The organism is Shewanella indica (assembly GCF_033842865.1).
Taxonomy (GTDB): Bacteria; Pseudomonadota; Gammaproteobacteria; order Enterobacterales; family Shewanellaceae; genus Shewanella; species Shewanella indica.
In genome coordinates this window covers 956,005-982,653 of the sequence record NZ_JAWXXR010000001.1, presented here as the reverse complement: position 1 = coordinate 982,653, position 26,649 = coordinate 956,005, and the positions used below count along the sequence as shown (strand labels likewise).

Sequence of the window (26,649 nt, the reverse complement as noted above, 5' to 3'; positions counted from 1 at the left end):
ATTGTCATGACTCAGACTCACTATATTGCCCGTTGCCATTGTGGCGGGGTTCAGTTGGCGCTCACTTTTCCCGAAGGAGTGAACAATGTTCGCCGTTGTGATTGCTCCATGTGTCGCCGCCGTGGTGCGCCGGTAGCCTCTGTATCCTTGGCTAATCTCAAGCTGGTGAGTGGCGCAGAGCTCACCAGCTGTTATCAGTTCAATACCCATACCGCGAAACACTATTTCTGTAGTCGCTGCGGTATCTATACTCATCATCAAAGGCGCTCGAATCCACAGGAGTATGGCGTTAATCTGGGGTGCATTGACGAGTTGGATCCCTTTGCTTTCAAGGATGCTCCCGTGATGGATGGCATCAATCATCCTGCTGACAGGGAGGCTTCATGACCGAAAAGTCCGCCGCTCGTTGTCCTGTATGCCAACAAGCCAACCAATGCGCCATGGCGGCCGGTACCGATCCTGCGCTTTGCTGGTGCATGAAGGCCGACTTCAGTTACCTGGAACTGGCGCTGCGGGATATTCCCAAGCACAGTTGTATCTGCCGACACTGCTTAATCAATATAAAGAAAAATGCCGCTCACCATGAGTGAGCGGCATTTTTACCGAGTCTATTTAATCCGCAGGATCAGCTGCGGTCATCACGACGACGGGGCTTACGATCCGGACGGCGTTCGCCTGAGTGCTTGCGAGGGCGACGAGCTGGACGCTGTTCACCTTCGAAGCTCTGGCTACCGGCTTCACGGATATTGATAGGCTTGCCGCATACCCGAACTTTCTTCAGGTGCGCCAGTACGTCTTTAGGCATACCGGCAGGCAGATCGACTGTAGTCAGAGAGTCAAACAGTTGGATCTGGCCTATGTAACGGCTGTCTATGCTGGCTTCGTTGGCGATGGCACCTACGATATTGCCCACACCCACGCCGTGCTCACGACCCACATCCAGCACGTAACGGCACATCTGCAGATCCGGGTTATCCTTCAGGGATTCGGCCTTGCCGAGATCGCCGGGAACCGGACGAGAGTCGCGACGACGCGAACCGCGATCTTCCCGTGAACCACGATCGTCGCGTGAGCTGCGCTCATCACGGCTGTCACGCTGACGCTCCTGGATCGGAGGCAACTGCAGCGGACGCTCTTGCTGTACCTGTTGCAGCAGTGCGGCCGCCAGAATATCTGTGTCCACTTCCAACTGCTGACACAGCTGAGCCACAGCGCCTTTCATAAAGTCCAGCTCTTCGTTGGCTATGGTGGCAGCAACCTGTTCGCCAAGGCGAGACAGACGGCGCTCAGCCACAGTTTCAGGGCTTGGCACCTTCATCGGGGAAATACGACTGTTGGTGGCACGCTCAATGGTGCGCAGCATGCGCATCTCTCTGTGGGTCACAAACAGAATCGCCATCCCGGTACGACCGGCGCGGCCGGTACGACCGATACGGTGTACATAGGCTTCGGTATCGTAAGGGATGTCATAGTTGACCACGTGACCGATACGCTCAACGTCCAGACCACGGGCGGCAACGTCGGTGGCAATCAAAATGTCCAGCTTACCGGACTTGAGTTGATCCACGGCGCGCTCACGGGCCTGTTGGTTCATATCACCGTGCAGTGGTGATGAGGCGTAACCGCGGGCTTCCAGCTTCTCGGCCAGTTCCACACAAGAGTTACGGGTACGCACAAAAATGATGATACCTTCGGTGTTTTCCACTTCGAGCACACGTACCAAGGCTTCCAGCTTGTTGTGCTGGGACACCTGTACAAAGCGTTGCTCGATGGAGTCTACCGTGGTGTGGCTGGCGGCAATGCTGATGGTGGCAGGGTTGTTCAGGTGCTTGTTGGCAACCCGCTTGATCTGCTCAGGCATAGTGGCAGAGAACAGTGCCAGCTGACGCTCGGCCGGAGTATGATCCAAGATCCACTCGATATCGTCGATAAAGCCCATTTTCAGCATTTCATCGGCTTCATCAAGCACCAGAGCCTTGAGGCTGTCGAGCTTGAGGGTGCCACGGCGCATATGGTCCATGACCCGGCCTGGTGTACCAACGACTACCTGAGGGCCGCGACGCAGCGCCTGCAGTTGTTGGTGCATGCTTTGACCGCCATAGATAGGCAGTACATGGAAACCTTTCATGAATTTGGCATAGCTGGAGAAAGCTTCAGCTACCTGTACCGCCAGTTCGCGGGTTGGTGCCAGCACCAGAATTTGCGGTGCGTTGAGGTTATGATCTGTTGCATTAAGCAGAGGCAGAGCGAAGGCACCGGTTTTACCTGTACCTGTCTGTGCCTGGCCGAGAATATCTTGGCCCGCCATCAGGGGGGCGATACTCGCGGCTTGAATTGGGGTCGGGTTCTCGTAGCCGAGCTCATCTAGAGCACGCAGCAACGCCTCGGAGAGGCCGAGTTCTCGGAAAGTTTTTTCACTGGATGACATGGGTTGTAGCCTTGTGGACGCGTCTGGATGACGCAGAAAGTTTCACAGACAGAAAATCAACCCCGTGTCGATTTCCCGCACCGAAAACGCCAGATTATAACAGCGAAATCTGCTATTTTCCACGATTAAAGGTATTTTTATGGCAAATTTAAAGCAAATAGTAGGCCAACTATCGGTTTTGTAACTGTTCCGATGGCAGTCGCAGCAGCAGATCGGCTGCTTCGGCCACGGCGCCGATAAAAGGATAATCCAGTCTGTCGGGCGTGTCATCACGGGTATGGTACTGGGCGTGGGCAGGGACACCGAAGTAGAGCCAGGGAAGCCCCGCCCGGTGGAAAGGGTAATGATCCGAGGCCCTGAGCCAATCACTGCGCTGAACGCTGCGACCAATAGGGCGCGGATGACTGGGGCGAATGCACAGCCCTGTGCCCGCCATCAGATAGTCGCTGAAGTCATCATAGTGGCGGAAATAGCGGCTGCCTTCGAGGTAGATGGCATAAGGAAGCCCGGGCCTGCCTATCATATCCAGATTGACCGCCAGCGAGATGTGCTCGGCAAAACCGCTTTGCTGTAATGCGCTCACCAAGGCCTTGCTGCCATAGAGTCCCGGCTCTTCGGCGTCACTGGCAATAAACAGCAGGTTGTAGCGACCGGGCGCTTGTTTGACTCTTTGGGCGATGGCCAGTAAGGCTGCCACACCAGAGGCGTTGTCGTCGGCCCCCGGATAAAAGCCCGGGCCGCGATCGCCCAGATGATCATAGTGGGCAATCAGCAGGCGCCACTCAGTGGTCGGCCGGGCTGCCGGTAGCCAGCCCAGCAGGTTGATGCCCCGAGCGTCGGCAAAGCCATCGACATAGTTGAATGAGTGTTGAAAGCCGCTCAGAGTCTCGGCCAGGGGCGGAAATATCGAAGAGAGCGGCTGCAGGCCGATTTGTTCAAAGCGCTCTGTGAGATACTCGCGGCTGAGCGCAGCACCTTGGGTGCCGCTGCGCCGACCTTGCAGTCTGGGCGAGGCAAGTACTTCGACATCCTGTTGCAGCTGCTTTGTCTCGGCCCAGTTCAGTTGAATCTCAGCGCCGCAGCGTTCTGGCGAACTGCTGCAACCGGCAACAAGCATCGGCAATATCAATAAGAGTGCCCACAGCGGCGGGCGAATAGAGAGTGCCCACAGCGGCGGGTGAATAGAGAGTGTCATCGGCATCCTGCCTCCGGCAAGGGTAATCAACTCAAGCTATGTTGCAGTTTATACCATTCCCCGAGACAGGTTTGCCTGCTTATTTCGCGGCTTGTGCCACGCCGCCCTGATAGCTAGGCGGTAGGGTATTGCCGCCGCGGCTGGCCGAAGGCGTATCCGCCTTTGTCCTGCCCTTGAGCTTGAACACCTCAATACCCGACACCAAATGACGCTTGGCGCCTATGGTGACCAGCGTCGCCGGGGGCAGGGCACTGGGTTCAACCAGCGCCGTGCGGCCATCGGGCAGGGCGACTGTGGTGCCGTCCGGGCCGGAATGCACCACTTCACCCAAATAGCGTTTGCAGTTGCCTACCAAGGGGTCAAAAGCCGCCAGCAATAAACCCGCCATAAAGATAACCAGGGCCAATAACAGTAGTCTGTTGCCTGTCACAGTCACCTCACAGCATAGGCTTCAGGAAGCGGGCGGTATGGGACTCTGGATGCTCGGCCACCTGCTCCGGGGTGCCGGCCACCAGAATGGTGCCGCCACCCGAGCCACCTTCCGGCCCCAGATCCACTATCCAGTCGGCTGTTTTTATCACATCCAGATTGTGTTCAATCACCACTATGGTGTTGCCCTGGGACTTGAGTCTGTGCAGTACATCCAGCAGCAGCTGGATATCGGCAAAGTGCAGCCCTGTGGTGGGTTCATCCAGAATATAGAGGGTCTTGCCGGTATCCCGCTTCGACAGCTCTTTAGCCAGTTTGACCCGCTGAGCCTCGCCGCCGGAAAGGGTTGTGGCGCTCTGGCCCAAACGTATATAAGACAGACCGACATCCATCAGGGTTTGCAGTTTACGGGCAATGGCCGGCACCGCATCGAAGAACACACGGGCTTCCTCGACCGTCATCTGCAGCACTTCGTGAATGTTCTTGCCCTTGTACTTCACTTCCAGCGTTTCACGGTTGTAGCGCTTGCCTTTACAGACATCGCAAGGCACGTACACATCCGGCAGGAAGTGCATCTCTACTTTAATAAGGCCGTCACCCTGACAGGCCTCACAGCGGCCGCCCTTGACGTTGAAGGAGAAACGCCCCGGCTGATAGCCGCGGGTACGGGATTCCTGAGTCGCCGAAAACAGTTCGCGGATCGGGGTAAATATGCCGGTATAGGTGGCCGGGTTGGAGCGCGGCGTGCGGCCTATGGGGCTCTGATCTATATCTACCACCTTGTCGCACAGTTCCATGCCCTCGATACGCTCATAAGGCGCCGGCTCTTCGGCGGTGGCGCCGTTGAGCATGCGATGGGCAATCTTGAAGAAGGTGTCGTTGATCAGGGTGGACTTACCCGAGCCGGATACCCCGGTGACACAGGTCAGCAGCCCGACCGGGATCTCCAGATCTACCTGTTTGAGGTTGTTGCCGCTGGCACCGAATAGCTTGATCATCTTGCCGGGATCGCAGGGCACCCGACCTCCGGCTACGGTGATCTTTTTCTTGCCGGACATATATTGGCCGGTGACAGAGGCTTCACAGGCCATGATGGCGTTGATGTCACCGTCACAGATCACTTCACCGCCATGAACCCCGGCGCCGGGGCCGATATCGATAATATGATCCGCCATGCGGATGGCATCTTCATCGTGTTCGACCACAATCACAGTGTTGCCCAAGTCCCGCAGGTGAGTGAGGGTGTTGAGCAGGCGCTCGTTGTCGCGCTGATGCAAACCAATCGAAGGCTCATCGAGTACATACATCACCCCGACCAGACCGGCGCCGATTTGGCTGGCCAGGCGGATCCGCTGCGCCTCGCCACCTGAGAGGGTTTCTGCCGAACGAGATAAACTCAGGTAGTTGAGGCCGACATTGACCAAAAAGCCCAGGCGATCGCCCACTTCCTTGAGGATCTTCTCGGCTATCTGCGCCTTTTGCCCCTCAAAGCTCAGGGTGGCGAAGTAGTCGCTGGCCTCACCAATGGACCAGGTGGTCAACTCCGGCAGGTTGATATTGCCGATAAACACGTTGCGGGCCTCTTCGCGCAGGCGTGAGCCGCCACAGCTGGAACAGGCCTGGTTGCTGATGTACTTGGCCAGCTCTTCACGCACAGAGTTGGACTCTGTCTCCCGGTAGCGTCTGTCCATGTTGTTGAGGATCCCCTCGAACGGATGGTTGCGAACCACCACATCGCCGCGATCGTTGATATAACGGAAGGCGACATTCTCTTTGCCTGAGCCATAGAGCACTATTTGCTTCACCTTGGCGGGGAGGTCGCCAAAGGGAGTTTCCACATCGAAGCCGTAATGCTCGGCCAGTGAGGTGAGCATCTGGAAATAGTAGAAGTTGCGTCTGTCCCAGCCACGAATGGCACCGCCCGCCAACGACAGCTCATCGTTGGTGATCACCCGATCGGGATCGAAAAACTGCTGTACCCCGAGGCCGTCACAGGTCGGGCAGGCACCCGCGGGGTTGTTGAAGGAAAACAGCCTGGGTTCCAACTCGGCCATGGAGTAACCACAGTGAGGGCAGGCGAAGTTGGCGGAGAACAGCAACTCTTCATTGCTGCCTTCCTCCATGCTGGCCACAGTGGCCACGCCGCCGGACAGCTCCAGTGCGGTTTCGAAAGATTCCGCCAGCCGCTGCTGCAGATCCTCGCGCACCTTGAAGCGGTCAACCACCACATCGATATTGTGTTTTACATGCAGATCCAGCGCCGGTGGGTCGGAAAGATCGCACACCTCGCCATCGATACGGGCGCGAATATAGCCCTGGGCCGCCAGGTTCTCCAGTAATTTGACATGCTCACCCTTGCGGCCCTGCACTACGGGAGCCAACAGCATCAGGCGCTCGCCTTCGGGGCGTTCCAGCACCTTGTCTACCATCTGGCTGACGGTTTGTGCCGCCAGCGGCTGGCCGTGAACCGGACAACGGGGCTCGCCCACGCGGGCAAACAACAATCTGAGATAGTCGTAGATTTCGGTAATGGTTCCCACGGTAGAACGAGGGTTGTGGGAAGTGGACTTTTGTTCAATCGATATTGCCGGGCTCAGGCCTTCGATATGATCCACATCCGGTTTTTCCATCAGACTCAAAAATTGGCGGGCATAGGCCGACAGGGATTCCACATAGCGCCGCTGACCTTCGGCGTAGAGGGTATCGAAGGCGAGAGAAGATTTGCCCGAGCCAGATAAGCCTGTAATAACAATGAGTTTGTCTCGGGGAATGGTCAGATTGATGTTCTTGAGATTGTGGGTTCTGGCACCGCGGATGTCTATCTTGTCCATCAGTCTCTACTTTGGCTAATCACTGGAGAAAAAGAGCACAAGTATCACATATTTTGCCTTGTGCCGATAGCGGCGACGCATTTGTGCTACTAACACCATACTGTCAGTAGCAAGCCCTCAGCCGAGGGCTGAGGGCGACTTGGGTTTTTCTCTTTGAGCTGTTCAAAACCTTCGTGGTAACATGCGCTCCCTTAAAAAATTCTTAATCCAGGGCAAAAACTATGGCCAACGGTGGACTTTCCGGCACTGAAAGAAAAGTCGCGTTCTCATTAGCCAGTGTGTTTGGGCTGCGCATGATGGGCTTGTTTATGATCATGCCTGTCTTCGCGCTCTATGGACAAGATCTCAAAGGCTTCTCACCTCTGTGGGTGGGTATTGCCATCGGCGCCTATGGTCTGACTCAAGCGATACTGCAGATCCCCATGGGGATACTGTCAGACAGAATTGGCCGCAAACCGGTGATCCTCGGCGGCCTGTTGGTGTTTGCTCTTGGCAGTGTTTTGGCTGCTATGTCCGACAGCATCTACGGCGTTGTCGCCGGCCGCGCCTTGCAGGGCATGGGCGCCATTGCCGCTGCCGTGCTGGCATTGGCGGCGGATCTTACCCGGGATGAACAACGCACCAAGGTGATGGCCATCATAGGTATGTGCATAGGTTTCTCCTTTGCCTTATCGCTGTTGGTGGGGCCTGTGGTGGCGCAGCATCTTGGGCTATCGGGCTTGTTTGCCCTGACGGCGGGCCTGGCGTTGCTGGGAATGCTGATAGTGCAGTTGTTGGTGCCAAACCCTGTGGCTCATGCGCCCAAGGGCGATACCATGGCGGAACCGGGCAAGCTGAAAAATATGCTTAAAGATCCACAGCTATTTCGCCTCGATGCCGGTATTTTTATTCTGCATTTGGTGCTGACGGCGGTATTCGTGGCATTGCCGCTGGACTTGGTCGATGCCGGTCTTGTTAAAGAAAAGCACTGGATGCTGTACTTCCCGGCCTTTGTCGGCGCCTTCTTTTTGATGGTGCCGCTGATCATCATTGGCGTGAAGCGCAATAATACCAAGGGGATGTTTCAGTTTGCTTTGGTGATCATGCTGGCATCTTTGCTGGCGATGGCGCTGTTTTCCCATAGTCTTTGGGTGTTGGCGGTCGCCATAGTGGCCTTTTTTACCGGTTTTAATTACTTGGAAGCCTCACTGCCCAGCCTGATCGCCAAGTTTTGTCCCGTGGGGGCCAAAGGTTCGGCCATGGGTGTGTATTCTACCAGTCAGTTTCTCGGCGCCTTCTGTGGCGGTTTGCTCGGTGGTGGCGCCTATCAAATCATGGGCGCTGCCGGAGTGTTTAGTGTGGCAGTGGTGCTGCTGATTATCTGGCTGGCATTGACCCTGGGAATGAAAAATCCTGTGCTGCTCAAGAGTTACACTCTAGAGGCTCAAGTGAGTGGTCGAGAGCAGGCGCAGAAGATGGCCGCTGAGCTTTCTCAATTGCCGGGGGTTGCCGAGGCCATAGTGGTTTTGGAAGAAAAAGTCGCTTACCTCAAGGTGAACGATCAATTCGATTTAAGACGAGCCAGAGCTGTGTTAGGCTCTGTCAATTAAGCTAAGTTTAAGTGAAAATCGCAGGAGATTTCGATGGCCAGTCGTGGTGTTAATAAGGTAATTCTGGTGGGCAATCTGGGGCAGGACCCAGAGGTGCGCTACATGCCAAACGGCAACGCCGTAGCGAATATCACAGTGGCCACCAGTGAGTCATGGAAAGACCAGCAGGGCCAACAGCAAGAGCGCACCGAGTGGCACAGGGTTGTCATGTTCGGCAAGCTGGCTGAAATTGCCGGTGAGTACCTGCGCAAAGGCTCGCAAGTGTATCTGGAAGGCAAGCTGCAGACCCGCAAGTGGAAAGATCAGAGCGGTCAGGATAAGTACACCACTGAAGTGGTTGTCGATATGGGCGGTACTATGCAGATGCTGGGTGGCCGTAACCAAAATCAAGGTGGTATGAGCCAGGGCGGCAACCAAGGTGGTATGAACCAAGGTGGTATGAACCAAAACCAAGGTGGTTACGGCGGTGGTCAGGCACAGTCTCAGTCCCAATACAATGCGCCACAGCAGTCCGGCGGCTATCAGCCCAAGCCTGCTCAGCAGCCACAGCAGCCACAGCAGCAGTACAACGCGCCGCAGCAGCAAAGTTATGGTCAGCAGCAGAACTCAGGTTATGCGCCCAAGCCACAGCAGCCAGCGCCACAACAGGCGGCTCCACAGCAGCGTCCGGCACCACAGCCTCAGCCACAACAGCAGAACTACACGCCGGATCTGGATGACGGCTGGGATGATGATATCCCATTCTGAGGTCTATTGGAGATAGGCACTTGTGCTTGATACCAGAAAAAGCCACTGCAACTGCAGTGGCTTTTTGCTTGGTGCCTCTCGAGCTATAGTCGCGGCTCTTTTGGTGGTAATAGCTTGAAGCTCGAAAGCGGGCCATTGCTTGTTTGGCTCCGTCTCCTTGAACCTGACCAGGCCTTTAGCAATATTATCGGCGTCATGGACGCTTAACTGAGATGCTTTCCTGATTAGGTACAGATGCGCTTTTGGTCTCAAGTCAGTGCCCGCTATGCCTGATTCGCCAATAGCGGCAGGATATTTTTGGTAAAAATTGACAATCTTTACATTTGTGAGTGGCTTATCTGTCGTTTAGTGTTTGATGGTTTTTTAGGCGGTGGGTCAATTTGACTTGATGACGGTTATTCTGCTCCCCCGGTTGGCTACTGCAGATAGTGTAAAGGTGTTACTGATGTAATACTTTGTTTTATCTGTTATATTCGTTCATTCAGTTATTTCCCCTTGTCTTAGTTGTCGGCTTTTTTAGCACTATCCTTTTCTTTTTCCCGTCGATTGAACCTCAGTTAATGGCTATTCATCCTGCCTTTTTCGTTAATGGGACAAAATTTACCTATATATTTGGACAAAATGTCTTTTGGTGTATTTTTTGTTCGTTTTGGCTTTATAAACTATTTTAAGTCTATTTGTTGGGTTTTAGTTCTGTATATATATCATTTTATGGTTCAAGATGTCATAGCTATCTCTTTGTGATCCTGGTCTCGTGTCATTATTTGTTATCCTGAGTGTCTTTAAGGATAATCCTACATGAAGTGTGGTCTTTAATTTTACTGCACTCGGTAGGTCGCCGCCGAAAGGGGTGACCCCCATCAAAACTCATAACGACAAGAGTGTGAGGACGCTATGAACAGACGTCAGTTTTTCAAACTGTGCGCTGCCGGGGCGGCAACTTCAGCCATATCTGCGCTGGGGTTGTTGTCCGAGAAGGCTTATGCCGCAGTTCGGGAATTCAAACTACTCAGAGCTAAAGAGACCCGCAACAACTGCCCGTATTGCTCGGTGGGTTGTGGCTTGCTTATGTATAGCCAAGGCAGCGGTGGCAAAAACTCTGAACATGCCATTTTTCATATTGAAGGTGATGCCGATCATCCGGTAAACCGTGGGGCGCTCTGCCCTAAAGGCGCAGGCCTGGTGGACTATGTTAACAGTCCGCACCGTCTGCAGTACCCTGAGTATCGCGCTCCGGGTAGCAATGAATGGAAGCGTATCAGTTGGGGCGAAGCTTACAAGCGTATTGCCCGTTTGATGAAAGACGATCGTGATGCCAACCTGATTGAGAAGAACGCCGATGGCGTAACAGTCAACCGTTGGTTGACTACAGGGATGATGACCTCATCCGGTATGGCGAACGAGAGTGGTTTTGCGACTCAAAAGTTTGCTCGTTCTCTTGGCTTAGTAGCCATCGATACCATTGCACGTAACTGACACTCCCCAACGGTAGCAAGTCTTGCTCCAACATTTGGGCGCGGTGCCATGACCAACCACTGGATCGACATCAAGAACTCTAATGTAGTGATCATTATGGGCGGTAATGCTGCAGAAGCGCACCCTGTCGGTTTCGGCTGGGTCACGGAAGCTATGCAACATAACAATGCCAAATTGATTGTGGTTGACCCTCGTTTCAACCGTAGTGCTGCTTTGGCCGATCACTATGCTCCTATCCGCTCAGGCACAGACATTGCGTTCTTGCTGGGTGTGATCCGCTATCTGATCTCCACCAACCAGATCAACTTCGACTATGTGAAGGCCTATACCAACGCCAGCTATCTGGTGCGGGAAGACTTTGAATTCCACGAAGGTCTGTTCTCAGGTTTTGATGAAGAGAAGGGCGACTACGATAAAGAATCCTGGTTCTATCAACTCGACGAAAACGGCTATGCCAAGGTGGATGAATCCCTTGAGCACCCACGTTGCGTATGGAACTTGCTGAAACAGCACGTAGAACGTTACGACTTTGCCACTGTCAGCAACATCACAGGGACACCGGTAGACGACTACCAAGTGGTCTGTGAGGCGATTGGCAGCACTTACACCAAAGACAGGGCGGCGACCTTTATGTATGCCCTGGGCTGGACTCACCACAGTAAGGGTGCGCAGAACATTCGTACCATGGCGATGGTGCAGTTGCTGTTGGGTAACATTGGCCAGTTGGGTGGTGGGGTTAACGCCTTGCGTGGTCACGCCAACGTTCAGGGTTCTACCGATATGGGTCTGCTGTGTCAGAGCCTACCGGGCTACCTTAAGCTGCCCAATGATAAAGACGTCAATCTGCAGACTTATCTGGATCACTATACGCCTAAGCCGTTGCGTCCGGGTCAGACCAACTATTGGCAAAACTATCCCAAGTTCTTTATCTCGCAAATGAAGGGCTTCTGGGGCAAGCATGCCACAGCTGAAAACGACTTTGGTTATGACTGGTTGCCTAAGTGGGATCAGATGTATGACTTTGGCCGCTATCTTGACATGATGTATCGCGGTCAGATCAATGGTTGTATTGTGCAGGGGGTTAACGCGATTAACTCTATGCCTAACCGCAACAAGAACCTCAAGGCGTTGAGCAAGCTCAAGTATTTGATTGTACTTGATAACTTGGCATCTGAAACCGCGACCTTCTGGCAAAATGAGCCGGATTACAACGAAGTTGATACCGCCAGTATCCAAACGGAAGTGTTCCGTCTGCCCACAACCTGTTTTGCCGAGGAAGAAGGTTCCATCGTCAACTCGGGTCGCTGGATGCAGTGGCACTACAAGGGTGCCAATGCTCCCGGCGAATCCATGCCCGACTCTGAGATTGTGGCCGGCATTTTGCTGGAGATGAAAAAGCTGTATCGCGAAGAGGGCGGTAAACTGCCTGAGCCTGTGGAAGCGGTCAAGTGGGACTATGCCGATCCGCATAACCCAAGCTCGGTGGAGCTGACCAAAGAGTTGAACGGATACGATGTTAACACCGGCCGTCAACTGAGCAGCTTTAGTGAACTCAAGGACGATGGCAGCACCGCCTGTGCCTGTTGGATCTATGCCGGTTCCTGGACCGAGCAAGGCAACCAGATGGCACGCCGTGACAACCATGATCCATCCGGCAAGGGGATAACCCCGGGATGGGCATTTGCTTGGCCTGCCAACCGCCGGGTGCTCTACAACCGCGCCTCTTGTGATGTCAACGGTAAGCCTTGGGATCCAAAACGCACCATAGTCGAGTGGAAGGATGGCAAGTGGGAAGGCATAGACGTGCCTGACTTCAACGCCAAGCTCAATCCACAGGACAGCGCGCACCCATTCATCATGCAGGCAGAAGGTGTGGGCCGTTTGTTCGCCCTGAAGCTGCTGAAAGAAGGGCCGTTCCCTGAGCACTATGAGCCGGTGGAATCACCAATCGGGACCAACCCATTGCATCCTAAAGTGGTGCACAGCCCAGTGCTGCGTTGGTTTGAGGGTGTGAAAGAAACCATAGGCACCAAAGAGGAGTTCCCTTACGCCTGTACCACATACTCGCTCACTGAACACTTTAACTTCTGGACGACTCACTGCCGTTTGGCGGCGATCTCCATGCCAGAGACTTTTGTGGAAATGAACGAGCAGTTGGCGGCAGAAAAAGGCATCAAGAATGGTGATTTGGTGAAGGTGAGCTCCAAGCGTGGCCACATCTTTACCAAGGCTCTGGTGACCAAGCGTTTGCAGCCACTGCAAGTCAATGGTCAAACGGTACACACCCTGGGTATTCCACGTCACGGTAGTCATAACGCCCTCACCAAGAAGGCATATACCTGTAACGTGCTGACCACAGAGATGGGTGATGCCAACACGGGTGTTCCTGAGTACAAAGCGTTCCTGGTGAACGTTGAGAAGGCGGAGGTCTGATAATGGCAACACAAGATATTATTCGACGCTCAGGCACCTCAGCGGCAACGCCGGCATCGCAAACTCGGATTGGTGATATCAAGCAGGTAGCAAAACTGTTTGATGCGACCAAGTGTAACGGTTGTAAGGCCTGTCAGGTGGCGTGTTCCGAATGGAACGATCTGCGTGAAGAAGTGGGCAGTTTCGAGGGCAGTTATCAAAACCCGATGAAACTCTCCGGCCAGGTCTGGACCTTGATGGAGTACAACGAGGTGATGGACGAGCGCAACAAGTTGCGCTGGCAGTTCACTCACTCAGCTTGTATGCACTGCGCCGATCCTGCCTGTCTCAAGGCGTGTTCGACCGCAGGCGCCATTATCCAGCACGCCAACGGGGTAGTGGATTTCGATTCAGACAAGTGTGTTGGTTGCGGTTACTGCGCCAGTGCCTGTCCGTTCGATATCCCCAAAATCGACCCCAAGGATAACAAGGCCTACAAGTGCACCATGTGTTCCGACCGCTTGGCAGTCGGACTGGAGCCTTCTTGCGTCAAGACCTGTACCACAGGCGCACTGCGCTTCGGTACTCGTGAAGACATGTTGTTCTATGCCGACAAGCGGGTGGCCGAGCTCAAAGAGCGTGGCTTTGCCAAGGCTGGGTTGTACAACCCGGAAGGTGTGGGTGGCACAGCGATGATGATGATATTGCACGATGTCACTCAGCCCGAAAGCTACAACATGCCGGAAGATCCACAGATCCCACTGTCTGTCACTCTGTGGCAGGACTGGGTCAAGCCTCTGGGTACTGTGGGGATCCTGGCAACAGCTGCTGTGGCTTGTCTGCACAAGATCACCGTTGGTCGCAACATAGTCGAAGAGGATCAACCCGGTTATCAGCCGCCTGAGGAAGATCAGCAAGCGGCTCAGAAAGAGGAGGACGGCAAATGAGCAAGCATCACAAGCAAGAGATGATAGTGCGTCATAAGCTGTTTGACCGCATCTGCCACTGGTTCATTGTGGCGGCAGGTTTGGTCACCTTTCTGACCGGGTTTTCGTTCTTTTATCCTTCCTTCCAGTGGATGGGGGCTATTGCGGGCACGCCTCAATTGGCGCGCTTCGTTCACCCCATTGCCGGGTTGTTTATGTGTCTGCCGCTGATGTTGATGTTGGTGCGTTACTACCATCACAACAAGTGGGAGAAGAACGACCTGAAATGGATGCTGTCCATCAAGGATGTGATGTTTGAGAACGAGGACAAGATCCCGCCTATCGGCCATTACAACCCTGGGCAAAAGGTGCTGTTCCGTGCTTTCGTGGTGACCTCCATCGGACTGACGGTGACTGGTTTCATCATGTGGCAGCCCTATTTTGCACCTTATTTCTCAGCCACTACCATTGGCTGGGCGATTCTGGTGCACGCCATCTGTGCTCTCATCATGCTGATTTTCGTGATGGTGCACTTCTGGATGGCGACCTGGGTAGAAGGTTCGGTTGCGGGCATGCTCTACGGCAAGGTCTCCAAGGCCTGGTGCCGTAAGCACCACCCCAGAATGCTGGAAGAAGATTCGGAAGCGGAGAAACACTAAATGAGTCAAACAGCCGAGATACCCCTGGCCCCCGGCAGCGAGTCGCCGCTGGAGCTCAAACCACTGAAAGCCGCCGATCCTGTCAGCGTTTATCTGCGCAGAGCCAAGCGTCTGGAAGTGTTGGCCAAGGACTCGCCGCTGGCTGATTACCTGGAGCTGTGTCGCCGTTTGGTCGCCGTACAGGCCAAACTGGCGGCGGAGGAAGACTTCGGTCTTCCTCCCGCCTGGGACAAGTCCGAGGGGTTGCCCCTCGCAGACTTGGGCCCCAGTGCCGACAGCTATTGGCAGAGTTTGCTGCAGCAACTGCTCAGTGAACTCCTGCCTCAGGTGGATGAGTCGGTCGCCCGGGTGCTGCGTCTTTTGATGCAACAGGCCCCCGAGCAATTGAGTGCCTGGGGGCAGGCGCTGCGTCAGGGCAACCTGAGTGCAGTGCCCGCCAGGTTCAGTCTGTTTCTGTGGGCTGCCATGGGGCTTTATTGGTCTCACTGGGCGCCGGCAGTTATTCAGCGCATGGATCAGCGCCAGGTCAAACAGCAGAGCCTGTGTCCGGTTTGTGGCAGTCATCCGGTTGCCAGCGTGATAGTCGATGAACCCAGAGCCGGTTTGCGTTATCTGCATTGCAGCCTGTGTGAGAGCGAGTGGCATTTCATACGTGCCCATTGCACTTGCTGCGGGCATGACAAGGAGATGACCCTCTGGTCTTTGGACGACTATCAGGCCGAAGTTCGCATCGAAAGCTGCGAGGCCTGTCATGGTTATACCAAGATGATGTTCCTCGAAAAGTCGCCGCTGATGGATGTGGCCGCCGATGACTTGGCGACCCTGATGCTCGACAGTCAGCTCAACGAGAAAGGCTATGGTGCCACCACAGTCAATCCTTTGTTGCTGGCCCACGAGACGGAAGACAGCGAGTAATCAGCTAGTAAGAAAGCCGGGAGGGCTAAGGCCCTCCCTTTATTCAGTCAATGATGAAACAGATGATGACCCAAACTGCCGATACCCTCAAAGACCTCTATCGGGCTTTGCCTTCCATGGATAGCCTGCTGGCCGAGCCAGCGCTGGCTCCGCTGCTGAGCCGCTTTGGCAAGGCCGCCGTCAAACAGGCGTTGGATGGACAACTTCGGCTGGCAAGAGCCGGGATAGGCCGTGAGCAACGCCTGCCCGACTGGTGTCACTCACACCAAGCCTTGTATGGCATTTTGGTTGATCAGCTGTCCAGCGATTATCGCCATAGTTTACGGCCGGTATGGAACCTCACCGGCACCCTGCTGCACACCAACCTGGGACGGGCGCAGCAGTCCGAGGCGGCCATAGAGGCCGTCACTTCTGTGATGCGTTACCCGACCCCACTGGAATTTGAGCTGCAGGCCGGCAAGCGCGGCCATAGAGACAATGCCGTCAGCTCACTCATTCACCGCCTCACCGGCGCCGATGCCTGCTGTGTGGTTAACAACAATGCCGCCGCCGTGCTGTTGATGCTGTCGGCGGTGGCCACAGGTAAAGAGGTGATAGTTTCCCGCGGCGAGCTGGTGGAGATAGGCGGCGCCTTCCGGATCCCCGACATCATGCGTCAGGCCGGGGTTACTCTGGTAGAAGTGGGCAGCACCAACCGAACCCATCTCAGGGATTACGAACAGGCGATAACCGAAAACACCGCCGCCATTATGAAGGTGCACACCAGTAACTACCATATTCAGGGCTTTACCGCCTCGGTGGAAGAGTCGCGGCTGGCGACCCTGTGCCGCGAGCATGATATTTCGCTGATCTCGGATCTCGGCAGTGGCTCGCTCACCGACTTGCGCCGCTTCGGGCTCAAGCAGGAACCTACTCCGCAGGCGATGCTGGCCGATGGGGTCGATTTGGTGAGCTTCTCCGGCGACAAGCTGCTCGGTGGCCCTCAGTCCGGGCTGATTGTCGGTAAACAGTCGCTTATCAATAAATTGCAAAGCCATCCTCTCAAGCGGGCGCTGCGCTGCGACAAACTGATTCTGGCGGCGCTGGAAGCCACACTGATCCACTATCTCAACCCGGAAACCCTGGATACTGAACTACCTATGATGGCCAAGTTCGGCCGCAGTCAGCAACAACTCAAGCTGCTTGGCAGTCGTTTACACCAGGCGTTGCAGCCCCTGTTTGCCCCCGGCTATCAGCTGGAGCTGGTGGAGTGCCGCACCCAGGTGGGCAGTGGCTCACAGCCGGATACCTTCCTGCCTTCGGTGGCGCTGGCGTTCAGCGCCAATCCGGGGGCTAGCCTGATTGAGCTTGAGCAACATTTCAAGCAGGCCGAGCGGCCGGTGATCGGCCGGATCAGTAATGAGCAACTGCTGCTGGATCTGCGCGGGGTAGACGATGAAGCCGAGCTGCTGGCCGAGCTGAGCACCCTGGGAGTATCGCTGTGATCCTGGTAACTGCCGGCCATGTAGACCATGGCAAGACCAGCCTGATTCGGGCCCTGACAGGGCAAAATACCGACAGATTGCCGGAAGAGAAACGCCGCGGCATGACCATAGATCTGGGTTATGCCTTTATGCCGTTTGCCGACGAACAACGGCTGGCCTTTATCGATGTGCCGGGTCATGAAAAGTTTATCAATAACATGCTGGTGGGCGTCAGTCATGCCAGACACGCGCTCTTGGTGCTGGCTTGTGATGACGGCGTGATGCCGCAGACCCGTGAACACCTGCAAATTTTAGCCATGTTGCCGCTTGAAAGCCTGACACTGGTGCTTACCAAGAGTGACCTGGTGGAGCGGGCCCGCATCGATGAAGTGGTTGCAGAGAGTGAGGCGCTGCTTTGCGAGTTTGCCCTCAAGGCCTCCGGCGTCTTTAGCGTTTCGGCCAGTAATGGCCAGGGGATCGACTCGCTCAGAGAGCATATTCTGGCGCTGGCATCGAGCGAGCTGCAGCTTGAAAAGGCTTGTATTGCAGCAGACGCGCAGCAGGCCTTTCGCATGACCCTGGATCGGGCATTCAGCGTTAAGGGCGCCGGTTGGGTGGTCACGGGCACAGTGATCAGTGGCAGTGCCAAGGTCGGTGATAACCTCTACAGCTCAGGTCAAAAAAACAAGCTGAGGATCCGCGGCATTCACTGCCAGGGACAGGAGTCGCAGACGGCGTTGCCGGGCACCCGCGTTGCCCTCAATCTCAGTGGTGTCGATAACCACAGAGCGCCGCAGCGCGGCGATTGGCTCAGCAGCTTGCCACAGCCGGATGCCTGTGGTCGCCCTGTGGTGCAGATCCGTGCCTTTGAACCTGTGACTCACTGGCAGAGCGTACATTGCCACCACGGCGCCGAGCATACCCTGGGACGCATATCCCAGTTGACAGAGGCTGATGAGCGCGGCTACTGCCTGGCTGAGCTGGTGTTGGATAAGCCGTTGTTATTATGTCAGGACGACCCCATAGTGCTGCGTCACGCCAGTGGCAAGCACACCCTGGGTGCCGCCAGAGTGCTGGCGCTGACTGTGCCCAATCGCAAGAAACGCACCGAAGAGCGGCTCGCTCTTATTGGCTGTCTCGCCGATGCCGAAACTCCGGCCGCTGCATTGGCTTACCTGGGTAGACAGCAGGCCTTGGCCGTGGCTGATTTGGCCTGGCGTTGGCAACTGACTGAAGCTGGTTTGACCCGACTCATTCAGGAAGCCGGACTCAGCCGCCACGGCGGCTTCCTGTTGGCACCTGAACTGCTTGAGGCCGAGCAGCAGCACTATTTGTCCTTATTGGAGCAATACCATCAGCAGCACCCGGATCAATTGGGGTTGGGGCGTAATCGCCTGCTGCGTATGAGCCACAGTAAGTTCCCCTTGCCACTTGCCAGTTTGATCCTGGAGCGCCTCTGTCGCGATCGCCGCATGGTACTGCGCGGCGCCTTACTGCAGTTGCCACAACACAGAATGACTTTGGATCCCCAAGCCGAAGCTTGTTGGCAGCGTTTATCTCCCTGGCTCGAGCAGCAAGATACCCCTGTGTGGGTGACTGAGATGGCCGAATATCTTGAGCTGGATCCGGGCGAACTGCGGCCGCTGTGCTTCCAGTTGGTGCAGCAAGGGTTTATCACCGCAGTGGTGAAAGACAGATACCTGCTCAGCAGTAAGTTGTGCCACTACGCGGATCTTATTCGTGGTCATTTAGCGCTAAAGGGGCAACTGGAAACCGCCGAGTTCAAGGCGATGATAGGTCTTGGCCGCAAGGTGAGTATCCAACTGTTGGAGTTTTTCGATCGCAGCGGTTTTACCCGCAGGAAATATCGCAGTAACAGTCGGGAGATCCGGGACGCTGAACTTTTCTGGTCCCATGAAGATTGGCGGAAGAACATAGGAGTCGAACCTACCCGGGACTGCTGGCAGCCCCACCCGGATTTGAAGTCCGGACGCCTCACCGGAGACGACGTTCTTCCATCGAAAGACACAAGGATAATAGAAAATGAATTCAGTTGAAGCAACCCTGTTTTTATTTACTTTATGAGTTTGTGATATAGCTCTTATTTTATTTTAAAGTCTGTAAATTTTTATTATTTAGATAGGTTCAGAGGGTACTTATGGATTATTATTCGCATGACGTTGTCACCGAGAAACAAGTCACCCTTATGGAACAAGGGCAGGCTTCTGAATTAACTGACTACTTAGCGAACGAAGTGAGAATCGCCCTGGTCTATAACGGCATTGCCCACACGGTAATGTTAGCCAGTCCGCAGGATCTCGAAGCCTTTGCTATAGGCTTTACCCTGTCGGAGCGCATAGTCAGAAATATAAATGAAATCAAGGATATTGAGCTTGAGCATACCGAAGAAGGTGTGCTGGTTCAGATTGAGATAACCCAAAGATGTTTTATGGAATTAAAGCAACAAAGACGCAATATGGCCGGTAGAACCGGTTGTGGACTTTGCGGTGTTGCCCAACTTGAAGAAGCGGTTAAACCTGTTATTCGAGTTGATGATGGTGCCGAGTTTAATATCAATAATTTAAAGGTTGCTTTGAGTTTTGTTAAGGATAATCAACAGCACTTTAAATTAACTGGTGCCACCCATGCTGCCATGGGTTTAAATAAAGATGGGCATATTATTGATGCCTATGAAGATATTGGAAGACATATAGCACTGGATAAGTTAATCGGTGCCTTTTCACAGAAAAATGCCGAGCGGCCAATCGCGGTTTTATTGACCAGCAGAGCCAGTTTCGAGATGGTGCAAAAGGCTGCCAGTGCCAATATTCAGATTCTTTTTGCCATGTCCGCCGTGACCTCACTGGCGTTGGAGTTGGCCGAGAAGAGCAACATCACGCTGGTGGGCTTTTGCCGCAACGGTCGTGCGACGCTCTACACCCATGGTCACAGACTGACGGGGTTGAGCTGCGATCGCCTGGCCAAGGCCATTTAAGTAAGTAGAGACAAAGTCCTCACGGGACTTGTTCGCCCTTTCTTTAGCACAGCGTCTACTGTCTGCTCGTCATCGTTGTTAAACACTCTTGTGACCGGTCGGAACTCAGTTTCGGCCGGTCTTTAGTGCTTTGACTATGACAGACAGCCGGTCGTTTGCTGCACTCCAGCGGTTTTATCGCCGTAAAGGCATGAAATAAGGTGCGACAGGTCAGTTGCTGTGGGCTGTTTGTTCGCACCTTACAAAATGGTTGACGGACACGCCCGTGTCCGTTTTGGCAAGGTCTCGTTCATTAGGGTAATGACATGACATGGCAACAATTTAAACAACAATATCTGGTCCGTTTCTGGGCCCCCATGCCGGCGGTTATCGCCGCCGGTATTCTTTCCACTTACTATTTTGGTCTTACCGGTACCTTCTGGGCCGTGACCGGCGAATTCACCCGCTGGGGTGGGCACTTGTTGCAAATGCTTGGTGCTGAGCCGGAAACCTGGGGTTATTTCAAGGTGATAGGTTTGGCCGGCACGCCGCTGGATCGTATCGACGGCATGATGATTATCGGCATGTTCGGTGGTTGTATCGCCGCGGCGCTATGGGCCAATAACGTCAAGCTCAGAATGCCACAGAGTCGGGTGCGTATCATGCAGGCCCTGGTTGGCGGTATCATAGCCGGCTTCGGTGCCCGCTTGGCCATGGGTTGTAACCTGGCGGCCTTCTTTACCGGGATCCCACAGTTCTCGTTGCATGCCTGGTTCTTTGCGCTGGCCACTGCTGCCGGTTCCTACTTTGGCGCCAGGTTTACCTTGTTGCCCATGTTCCGCATTCCGGTGGCGCTGAAGAAGGTCACCAAGGCCAGTTCGGTCAAGCAGGACGAAAACCAGGCCAGACGGCGCTTTCGGATCGGTATGCTGGTGTTTATCGGCATAGTCGGTTGGGGACTCCTGACCCTGTTCAATGCGCCCAAGCTAGGTATCGCCATGCTTTGCGGTGTCGGTTTCGGTCTACTGATTGAAAGGGCGCAGATCTGCTTTACCTCGGCATTTCGCGACATGTGGATCACCGGCCGTACCCATATGGCTAAGGCGATCATTATAGGTATGGCGGTCAGTGCCATAGGGATTTACAGCTATGTGCAACTTGGGGTTTCACCCAAGATCATGTGGGCCGGTCCCAACGCGGTTATCGGCGGCTTGCTGTTTGGTTTCGGCATAGTGCTGGCCGGCGGCTGCGAAACCGGTTGGATGTACCGCGCCGTGGAAGGGCAGGTACACTTCTGGTGGGTTGGTCTGGGCAACGTTATCGGCTCCACCATTCTGGCCTACTACTGGGACGACTTGGCCGAACCACTGGCCACCAGTTGGGACAAGGTCAACCTGCTTGCCAGCTTGGGGGACAAGGGCGGCTTGTTGGCCACCTATCTGATGCTGGGCCTGGCATTTGTCGCCATGCTCGCCTGGGAAAAACAATTCTTCGCCCGTAAAGCCAAACGGGATGCTCAACTGACTGCGGAGGCTGCGTAATGAGCCAATTTACTCCTGATTATCAATTAGATATGGTTGGTGAACCCTGTCCATATCCCGCTGTTGCCACCCTGGAGGCTATGCCCCAGCTCAAGCCCGGTGAAATTCTGGAAGTGATCAGCGACTGCCCACAGTCGATCAACAATATTCCGCTGGATGCCAAGAACCACGGCTACAAGGTGTTGGAGATAGAACAGAACGGCCCGACGATCCGCTATCTGATCCAGCGCTGAATTAGTATCAATTTCCGCTGTTTCAATTGTTATAAAACGCTGCTTTTGCAGCGTTTTTTTATGCGGGTTTAATGGTGGGCTATTGCGGGAGCCAGGCATCTGGATATGAGCGGCATTCGACTTTCGAGCCAGCTGAAAGTCGTGCGCCGATGGCCGCCATGACTCGATGCCAGATTTGCACTGAACCGAGTTAAAGGCAAATATAAGCTGTGGTTCGGCTCTTCCCTACATCAAGGAGCAGTAATGAAACAAGTTATTTTTGATACTCCCGGACAACCGGAAGTGCTCTATTTGGCTGATGCCGAGATCCCTACTCCCGGCCCGGGGCAGGTGTTGATCAAGGTGGCGGCGGCCGGAGTCAATGGCCCGGATTTGGCACAGCGCAAGGGCAACTATCCGCCTCCGGCAGACGCTTCCCCCGTGTTGGGGTTGGAAGTGGCCGGCGAGATAGTGGCACTGGGGCAGGGCGTAGACCAATGGCAAAATGGGCAAGCGGTCTGTGCCCTGGTGCCTGGCGGTGGTTACAGTGAGTATGTGCTTACCTGGGCGGGGCATTGCTTGCCTGTGCCCAAGGGCTGGAGCCTGGAAGAGGCTGCAGCGATTCCCGAGACTTTCTTTACCGTGTGGGGCAATCTGTTTATGCGAGCCGGGTTGCAGCCAGGTGAGACAGTGCTAATCCACGGCGGCTCGGGCGGTATCGGCAGCAGCGCTATTGCCCTGGCCAAGGCTTTTGGTGCCAGGGTACTGGTGACTTCCGGTAGCCCGGAGAAATGTGCCTGGTGTCGGCAACTGGGGGCTGAGCTTGCGATTGATTACCGCCGACAGGACTTTGTCGAACCTGTAATGGACTGGACCGAGGGCAAGGGGGTCGAAGTGGTGCTGGATATGGCTGGCGGCGACTTTGCCAACAAGAATCTCAAGGTACTCGCCTGTGATGGCCGCATGGTGTCTATTGCCATGCAAAGGGGGGCCAGGGCTGAAGTGGATATCTTTCGCCTGATGGCCAAGCGCATTGTTTGGACCGGCTCGACTCTGAGGCCTCAAAGCGTCGCGGCCAAGGCGGCGATTGCTGCCGAGCTCAAGGCCAAGGTTTGGCCGTTATTGAATGAAGGCGCCCTTAAGCCACATATCTTTGCCAGCTTCCCGCTGCAAGACTGCATTGCGGCACACCACTTGCTGGAATCCGGCAATCACTCGGGCAAGGTGGTACTGACACTGAAGTAAGTAGCTACTGACGCGCCACTCCCTTTGGCTGCTGAATATTCCTTCGGCAGCTTTTTCTTCGTCGTCGCCGGTTGGCTGTAACATGCAGCCTTAAGGCGTTTGCGTGCAAAATTCAACTTGCCCTGATGAAAATTTAGGCTAAAGTCCTTTGTGAGAGCACTCTAGGGTGCTGTCATGAAAAATTAATCGTTATTTAGTTGGAAAAATCACGGTTTGCAGCATTGATTCTCGGAAAGATTCTGTAAGAATACGCACTTGAAAACGCCACCTTCCAAAGGTGGAAACCTATTGTGGCAAAGTGAGCAGTAGTGCGCTTCTTTGGCCGAAAAACTTTAGGGAAGGCGCGAGCAAGTCCAGGCACAAAGTGCAGCGACTTATTGGCAACTTCTCTGGTGTATGTGTTGATTTAAGGGTATTGGCATATATGTATAACACTGCAAAGAAACAAGTTTGGTATGGCGAGCTCAGAACCGCACGTGGCAATGCTATCGTCGTCCATGACAATCAGTTACCCGAGGCATCTCCTGGACGTATCTACCTGTTCAACTCTCAGCGCAATGCGATTATTGAATATGTGGAAGATATAGTTAAACCCAACTTGCATGATCTGGGTGAGGATGAAGCCAAGGCTGCCGAGCGTGAGTTCGGTAGTGCATTCAAAGCGGTCCGCAGCGAGTTTATGCAAAAGCAGCAGGCCAGAGTCAATCTGAACAACGTCAAAGACAGCGCTCCCGCGCGTAAGCCCAAGCCGGAACCTGAGGTCGAGGTTGAAACCGACAACATGGGTGATGATTTCGATGACGATTGGGATGACAGCTTCGACGACTGATATCCCTATACCCGGCCGTCCGTCTTCAGTTTACTGAAGCGGTGGCCCGGGTATACCGGACAGTCGAATACTGACATTATCTATTGGATAGCCGATTATTCTTTATCGAAGCTATCGACTATGATGGCGCCCATAGAGGCCGGCATGGCGATCAACAGGGTGCGTTTCAGCGCCAGTAAGGGATCGCTCAGTAATGGCCATTTATCCAGGGCCAGCAAGACGACACTCACCACCAGCAGGGTCAGGGCATAAGCCAGCAGGATCCGCAGCCAAAACACCCACACCCTGGCCTTGATGTTGGCCTGAAACACACTCTGATAGGCAAACAGGGCGATAAAGCTCAGGCTCAATACCACCACCAGTACCAGATTTACTACCGGTAGATTGGCCGCCAGCATCCAGGCTTCCTCGGAAAAGGAGATGGGCACGGACAAGGCAAAGGCGCCTATGCTGATCTGGCCGAGATCCTCGGCGTTGAAATAGAGTTTGGTCATGCCTGGGTATCGAACTCGTAGCGGCTCAAATGATGATAAATTTGTCCGGGGGCTATCCAGGGATCGCCGTGCAGTTGTGGCTGATTGGCAGCGTCCGGCAGCATTTGTGGCTCGAGACAGACGCCCTGCCAGGCCTTCAACGCTTGGCCCTTACGACCCTTGACACCTTCTAGCCCGGCGCCTGTGTATAGCTGCACTCCGGGTTGGTTGGTGTACAGCGTTAGGCCGCGGCCGGATAGCGGTGCGCTCAGACGACCCACACGCCAGAGCTCATCTTTCTGTTGCCGGCTGATAAAGCAGTGATCCAGCCCTTGGCCGGCGGCCAGTTCCGGCTGTCCCAGCAGTGCTTTGAGAGTCTTGCCCTGGCTGAGATCCAACATGCCGCCTTGGGTATCGATTATGCCGCTGGGAATGCCTTCGGAATCGGTTGCCAGGACTCTGCTGCTATCGAGTTGCAAATGGTGCTCAGCGATATCCGCCCGGCCATCGAGATTGAAATAGCTGTGCTGAGTCAGGCTCACCGGGCAGTCCTGGCTGCTTGAGGCCATAAACTCCACAAACAGGTTGTTGCCCGCCAGACGATAGTCCAATTGCACCCGGCATTCACCGGGAAAACCCATGTCACCGTCCGGGCTTATCAGGCTGAGGCGTACCCCATCCGGCAGCGTGCCCAGTTGCCACTGGCGCCGATGAAAGCCTTCGTGGCCGCCGTGCAGGCAGTGGCCGTTGAAGTTTTTGTCCAGAGAAAAAGTCTTGCCCAGGCCGTGGATTTGCCCTTGCTTGATACGATTGGCGTAACGCCCAACAGCCGCGCCCAAACAGGCGTCCTGATCCAGATAATCGGCTGCAGAGTCACAGCCAAGCACGATATTGGCGCGCTCACCATGGCGATCCGGCGCCCACAGTGAGCGAATAATGCCACCGAGACTGAGCACTTCCAGCGCCAGAATGCCATTGTCGATTCTGACCCTTTCTATTTGGCCGCCGCGGGGATCTTCCCAACTGTCGAGTGCGCTGAAACGTATCATCTGCTAGTTCCTTTTGGCTTTAGGTCTACAACTCAGTCCAGGCGGCAGGCTCCGTCGCTGGGGCTGCACAGGTAAACACTGACCTCCAGCTCGGTTTTGGCCGGGTATTGCTGCTCGATGGCGGCAATCACCTTGTCGGTCAACTCATGTTCCACCAGGGCGATGACGCAGCCGCCAAAGCCCTTGCCTGTCATCCGTACTCCGCCGCGTTCGCCGACGACGTCGGTTATCAATTCCACCAGGGTATCTATCGCTGGATGGCTGATTTCAAAGTCATCGCGCATCGAGCGGTGTGATTCGGCCATCAGTTTACTGAGCCTGGCGATATCGCCCTGCTCCAGGGCGCGGCAGGCGCTCTGGGTGCGTTGATTTTCACTGATCACATGGCGGGCACGGCGAAAGGCAACCGGATCCAGTTCATCCTCGGCGCTTTGCAGCGCCCTGAGCGACAAGTGGCGCAGGGTATCCAAACCGAAATGTCCTGCCACCTGCTCGCAATGCAAGCGGCGCTCACCAAACTTTTTGTTGTGAGCGATGGAGGGTAGGCCGGAATTGATGATCAGCAGACTGAGATCGTCGGGGAAGGGCACGCTTTCGCAGTCCAGATCCAGGCAGTCTATAAGCAGCGCTGACCCGGCTTCGGCCATGGCACAGGTGATCTGATCCATGATGCCGCAGCTATGGCCGACATAGTGGTTTTCACCCCGCTGCGCCAGTTGCGCTATGGCCAGCGGTGACAGATGCAGTTGACTGGTGTCATTGATGGCGGTGCCAAAGGCGATTTCCAGCGAGGCCGACGAGGCTAATCCGGCGTTGGCCGGTACATTGCCGATCACCGCCAGATCCAGGCCGCGGGCAGGTAGGCCGCTCTGGGCCATGGCCGAGGTAAAGCCCTTGAGGTAACTGACCCAGCCCTCATCCTCGTTCATGCTGCCTTCATTGCCATAGTGCCATTCAAAAATGCCGGGAAAGGCACCTGATACGGCGCGGAACTTGTCGTCGTCACGGCGCTTGACCGCGATGACTGTGTGAAAGTTGATTGCCGCCGGTAGCACCAGACCTTCGTTATAGTCTGTGTGTTCCCCGATAAGGTTGACCCGACCGGGGGCCTGATATAAAGCATCGGGCTTGGTGCCGAAGGTTTTGACAAAGAGTTTGGTAACGCTGGGGGCAGGATTCGACATGCTCTTATGGATTCCGCAAAAAAACGCTCGAACAGCAACATAAATGACTGCTTTTCTGTTGTTATATCATTT

The 26,649-nt window shown here is 54.8% G+C and carries 21 protein-coding genes, 1 tRNA gene and 1 pseudogene; 15 read left to right on the top strand and 8 right to left on the bottom strand.

Annotated features, from left to right (window positions below; genetic code table 11):
* Positions 1-6: 6 nt before the first annotated feature.
* Both SIL79_RS04530 and SIL79_RS04525 read left to right on the top strand, forming a co-directional pair.
* Positions 7-387, top strand: a complete 381-nt coding sequence (locus SIL79_RS04530; RefSeq protein ID WP_039033528.1) for a GFA family protein — start codon at positions 7-9, stop codon at positions 385-387.
* Positions 384-590 carry a cysteine-rich CWC family protein gene (locus SIL79_RS04525; RefSeq protein ID WP_039033527.1) on the top strand — a complete coding sequence of 69 codons (207 nt, stop codon included), beginning with the start codon at positions 384-386 and terminating at the stop codon, positions 588-590. The genes SIL79_RS04530 and SIL79_RS04525 overlap by 4 nt, the downstream gene beginning before the upstream one ends.
* A 35-nt stretch (positions 591-625) precedes the next feature.
* Here SIL79_RS04525 and SIL79_RS04520 read toward each other — a convergent pair whose 3' ends face one another.
* From SIL79_RS04520 to uvrA, 4 genes are all read right to left on the bottom strand, one after another.
* The gene (locus SIL79_RS04520) at positions 626-2,428 is read right to left on the bottom strand and encodes a DEAD/DEAH box helicase (protein ID WP_144361835.1); all 1,803 of its coding nucleotides are present in this window, start codon (positions 2,426-2,428) and stop codon (positions 626-628) included.
* Between the two features lie 169 nt (positions 2,429-2,597).
* Complete coding sequence (locus SIL79_RS04515; protein WP_319619013.1) at positions 2,598-3,629, bottom strand: M28 family peptidase; 1,032 nt, start codon at positions 3,627-3,629, stop codon at positions 2,598-2,600.
* Between the two features lie 73 nt (positions 3,630-3,702).
* A complete protein-coding gene (locus SIL79_RS04510) occupies positions 3,703-4,053 on the bottom strand; it encodes a hypothetical protein (protein WP_143078462.1) in 351 nt (116 codons plus the stop codon).
* A gap of 7 nt (positions 4,054-4,060) precedes the next feature.
* Positions 4,061-6,883, bottom strand: a complete 2,823-nt coding sequence (uvrA, locus tag SIL79_RS04505; protein ID WP_039033525.1) for an excinuclease ABC subunit UvrA — start codon at positions 6,881-6,883, stop codon at positions 4,061-4,063.
* A 221-nt stretch (positions 6,884-7,104) separates the two neighbouring features.
* On the opposite strand from uvrA, the gene SIL79_RS04500 reads away from it, so the two are divergent.
* The 8 genes and pseudogenes from SIL79_RS04500 to selB all read left to right on the top strand — a co-directional run.
* Positions 7,105-8,472, top strand: a complete 1,368-nt coding sequence (locus SIL79_RS04500; protein ID WP_039033524.1) for an MFS transporter — start codon at positions 7,105-7,107, stop codon at positions 8,470-8,472.
* Between the two features lie 33 nt (positions 8,473-8,505).
* Positions 8,506-9,219, top strand: a complete 714-nt coding sequence (gene ssb / locus SIL79_RS04495) for a single-stranded DNA-binding protein (RefSeq protein WP_039033523.1) — start codon at positions 8,506-8,508, stop codon at positions 9,217-9,219.
* Positions 9,220-10,113: 894 nt separating this feature from the next.
* Positions 10,114-13,128: a formate dehydrogenase-N subunit alpha gene (gene fdnG / locus SIL79_RS04490; RefSeq protein ID WP_143078463.1), complete on the top strand. Its 3,015-nt coding sequence runs from the start codon at positions 10,114-10,116 to the stop codon at positions 13,126-13,128.
* Positions 13,129-13,130: 2 nt separating this feature from the next.
* Positions 13,131-14,054, top strand: coding sequence for a formate dehydrogenase subunit beta (gene fdxH, locus SIL79_RS04485; protein WP_039033520.1), 924 nt, complete (start codon positions 13,131-13,133; stop codon positions 14,052-14,054).
* Positions 14,051-14,692: a formate dehydrogenase subunit gamma gene (locus tag SIL79_RS04480; protein ID WP_039033519.1), complete on the top strand. Its 642-nt coding sequence runs from the start codon at positions 14,051-14,053 to the stop codon at positions 14,690-14,692. The genes fdxH and SIL79_RS04480 overlap by 4 nt, the downstream gene beginning before the upstream one ends.
* Positions 14,693-15,607 (top strand): formate dehydrogenase accessory protein FdhE, encoded by a 915-nt coding sequence (gene fdhE, locus SIL79_RS04475; RefSeq protein ID WP_039033518.1) that lies wholly within the window; start codon positions 14,693-14,695, stop codon positions 15,605-15,607.
* A 62-nt stretch (positions 15,608-15,669) separates the two neighbouring features.
* A complete protein-coding gene (selA, locus tag SIL79_RS04470; protein ID WP_039033576.1) occupies positions 15,670-17,091 on the top strand; it encodes an L-seryl-tRNA(Sec) selenium transferase in 1,422 nt (473 codons plus the stop codon).
* Positions 17,088-18,899: pseudogene (gene selB, locus SIL79_RS20655) on the top strand (selenocysteine-specific translation elongation factor); the annotation flags it as partial. The gene selA and the pseudogene selB, both read left to right, overlap by 4 nt.
* A gap of 93 nt (positions 18,900-18,992) precedes the next feature.
* On the opposite strand, the gene SIL79_RS04450 reads toward selB, so the two are convergent.
* Positions 18,993-19,087 (bottom strand) — tRNA-Sec (locus tag SIL79_RS04450).
* A gap of 141 nt (positions 19,088-19,228) precedes the next feature.
* Between SIL79_RS04450 and fdhD the strand changes: the two genes are divergently transcribed.
* From fdhD to SIL79_RS04425, 5 genes are all read left to right on the top strand, one after another.
* The gene (gene fdhD / locus SIL79_RS04445; protein ID WP_319619011.1) at positions 19,229-20,065 is read left to right on the top strand and encodes a formate dehydrogenase accessory sulfurtransferase FdhD; all 837 of its coding nucleotides are present in this window, start codon (positions 19,229-19,231) and stop codon (positions 20,063-20,065) included.
* 305 nt (positions 20,066-20,370) lie between these two features.
* A complete protein-coding gene (yedE, locus tag SIL79_RS04440) occupies positions 20,371-21,585 on the top strand; it encodes a selenium metabolism membrane protein YedE/FdhT (RefSeq protein ID WP_071477197.1) in 1,215 nt (404 codons plus the stop codon).
* Positions 21,585-21,818, top strand: a complete 234-nt coding sequence (yedF, locus tag SIL79_RS04435) for a sulfurtransferase-like selenium metabolism protein YedF (RefSeq protein ID WP_162206487.1) — start codon at positions 21,585-21,587, stop codon at positions 21,816-21,818. The genes yedE and yedF overlap by 1 nt, the downstream gene beginning before the upstream one ends.
* Before the next feature lie 243 nt (positions 21,819-22,061).
* Positions 22,062-23,042: an NAD(P)H-quinone oxidoreductase gene (locus tag SIL79_RS04430; protein ID WP_162206488.1), complete on the top strand. Its 981-nt coding sequence runs from the start codon at positions 22,062-22,064 to the stop codon at positions 23,040-23,042.
* 424 nt (positions 23,043-23,466) lie between these two features.
* Positions 23,467-23,871: a hypothetical protein gene (locus SIL79_RS04425; protein ID WP_039033513.1), complete on the top strand. Its 405-nt coding sequence runs from the start codon at positions 23,467-23,469 to the stop codon at positions 23,869-23,871.
* 95 nt (positions 23,872-23,966) lie between these two features.
* Here the strand turns inward: SIL79_RS04425 and SIL79_RS04420 are convergent, their stop codons facing one another.
* The 3 genes from SIL79_RS04420 to galK are packed head-to-tail and all read right to left on the bottom strand — an operon-like array spanning position 23,967 to position 26,577.
* A complete protein-coding gene (locus SIL79_RS04420) occupies positions 23,967-24,365 on the bottom strand; it encodes a DUF2391 family protein (protein ID WP_039033512.1) in 399 nt (132 codons plus the stop codon).
* Complete coding sequence (locus SIL79_RS04415; RefSeq protein ID WP_215773893.1) at positions 24,362-25,393, bottom strand: aldose epimerase family protein; 1,032 nt, start codon at positions 25,391-25,393, stop codon at positions 24,362-24,364. The genes SIL79_RS04420 and SIL79_RS04415 overlap by 4 nt, the downstream gene beginning before the upstream one ends.
* 32 nt (positions 25,394-25,425) lie before the next feature.
* Positions 25,426-26,577, bottom strand: coding sequence for a galactokinase (gene galK / locus SIL79_RS04410; RefSeq protein ID WP_319619010.1), 1,152 nt, complete (start codon positions 26,575-26,577; stop codon positions 25,426-25,428).
* Positions 26,578-26,649: the final 72 nt, after the last annotated feature.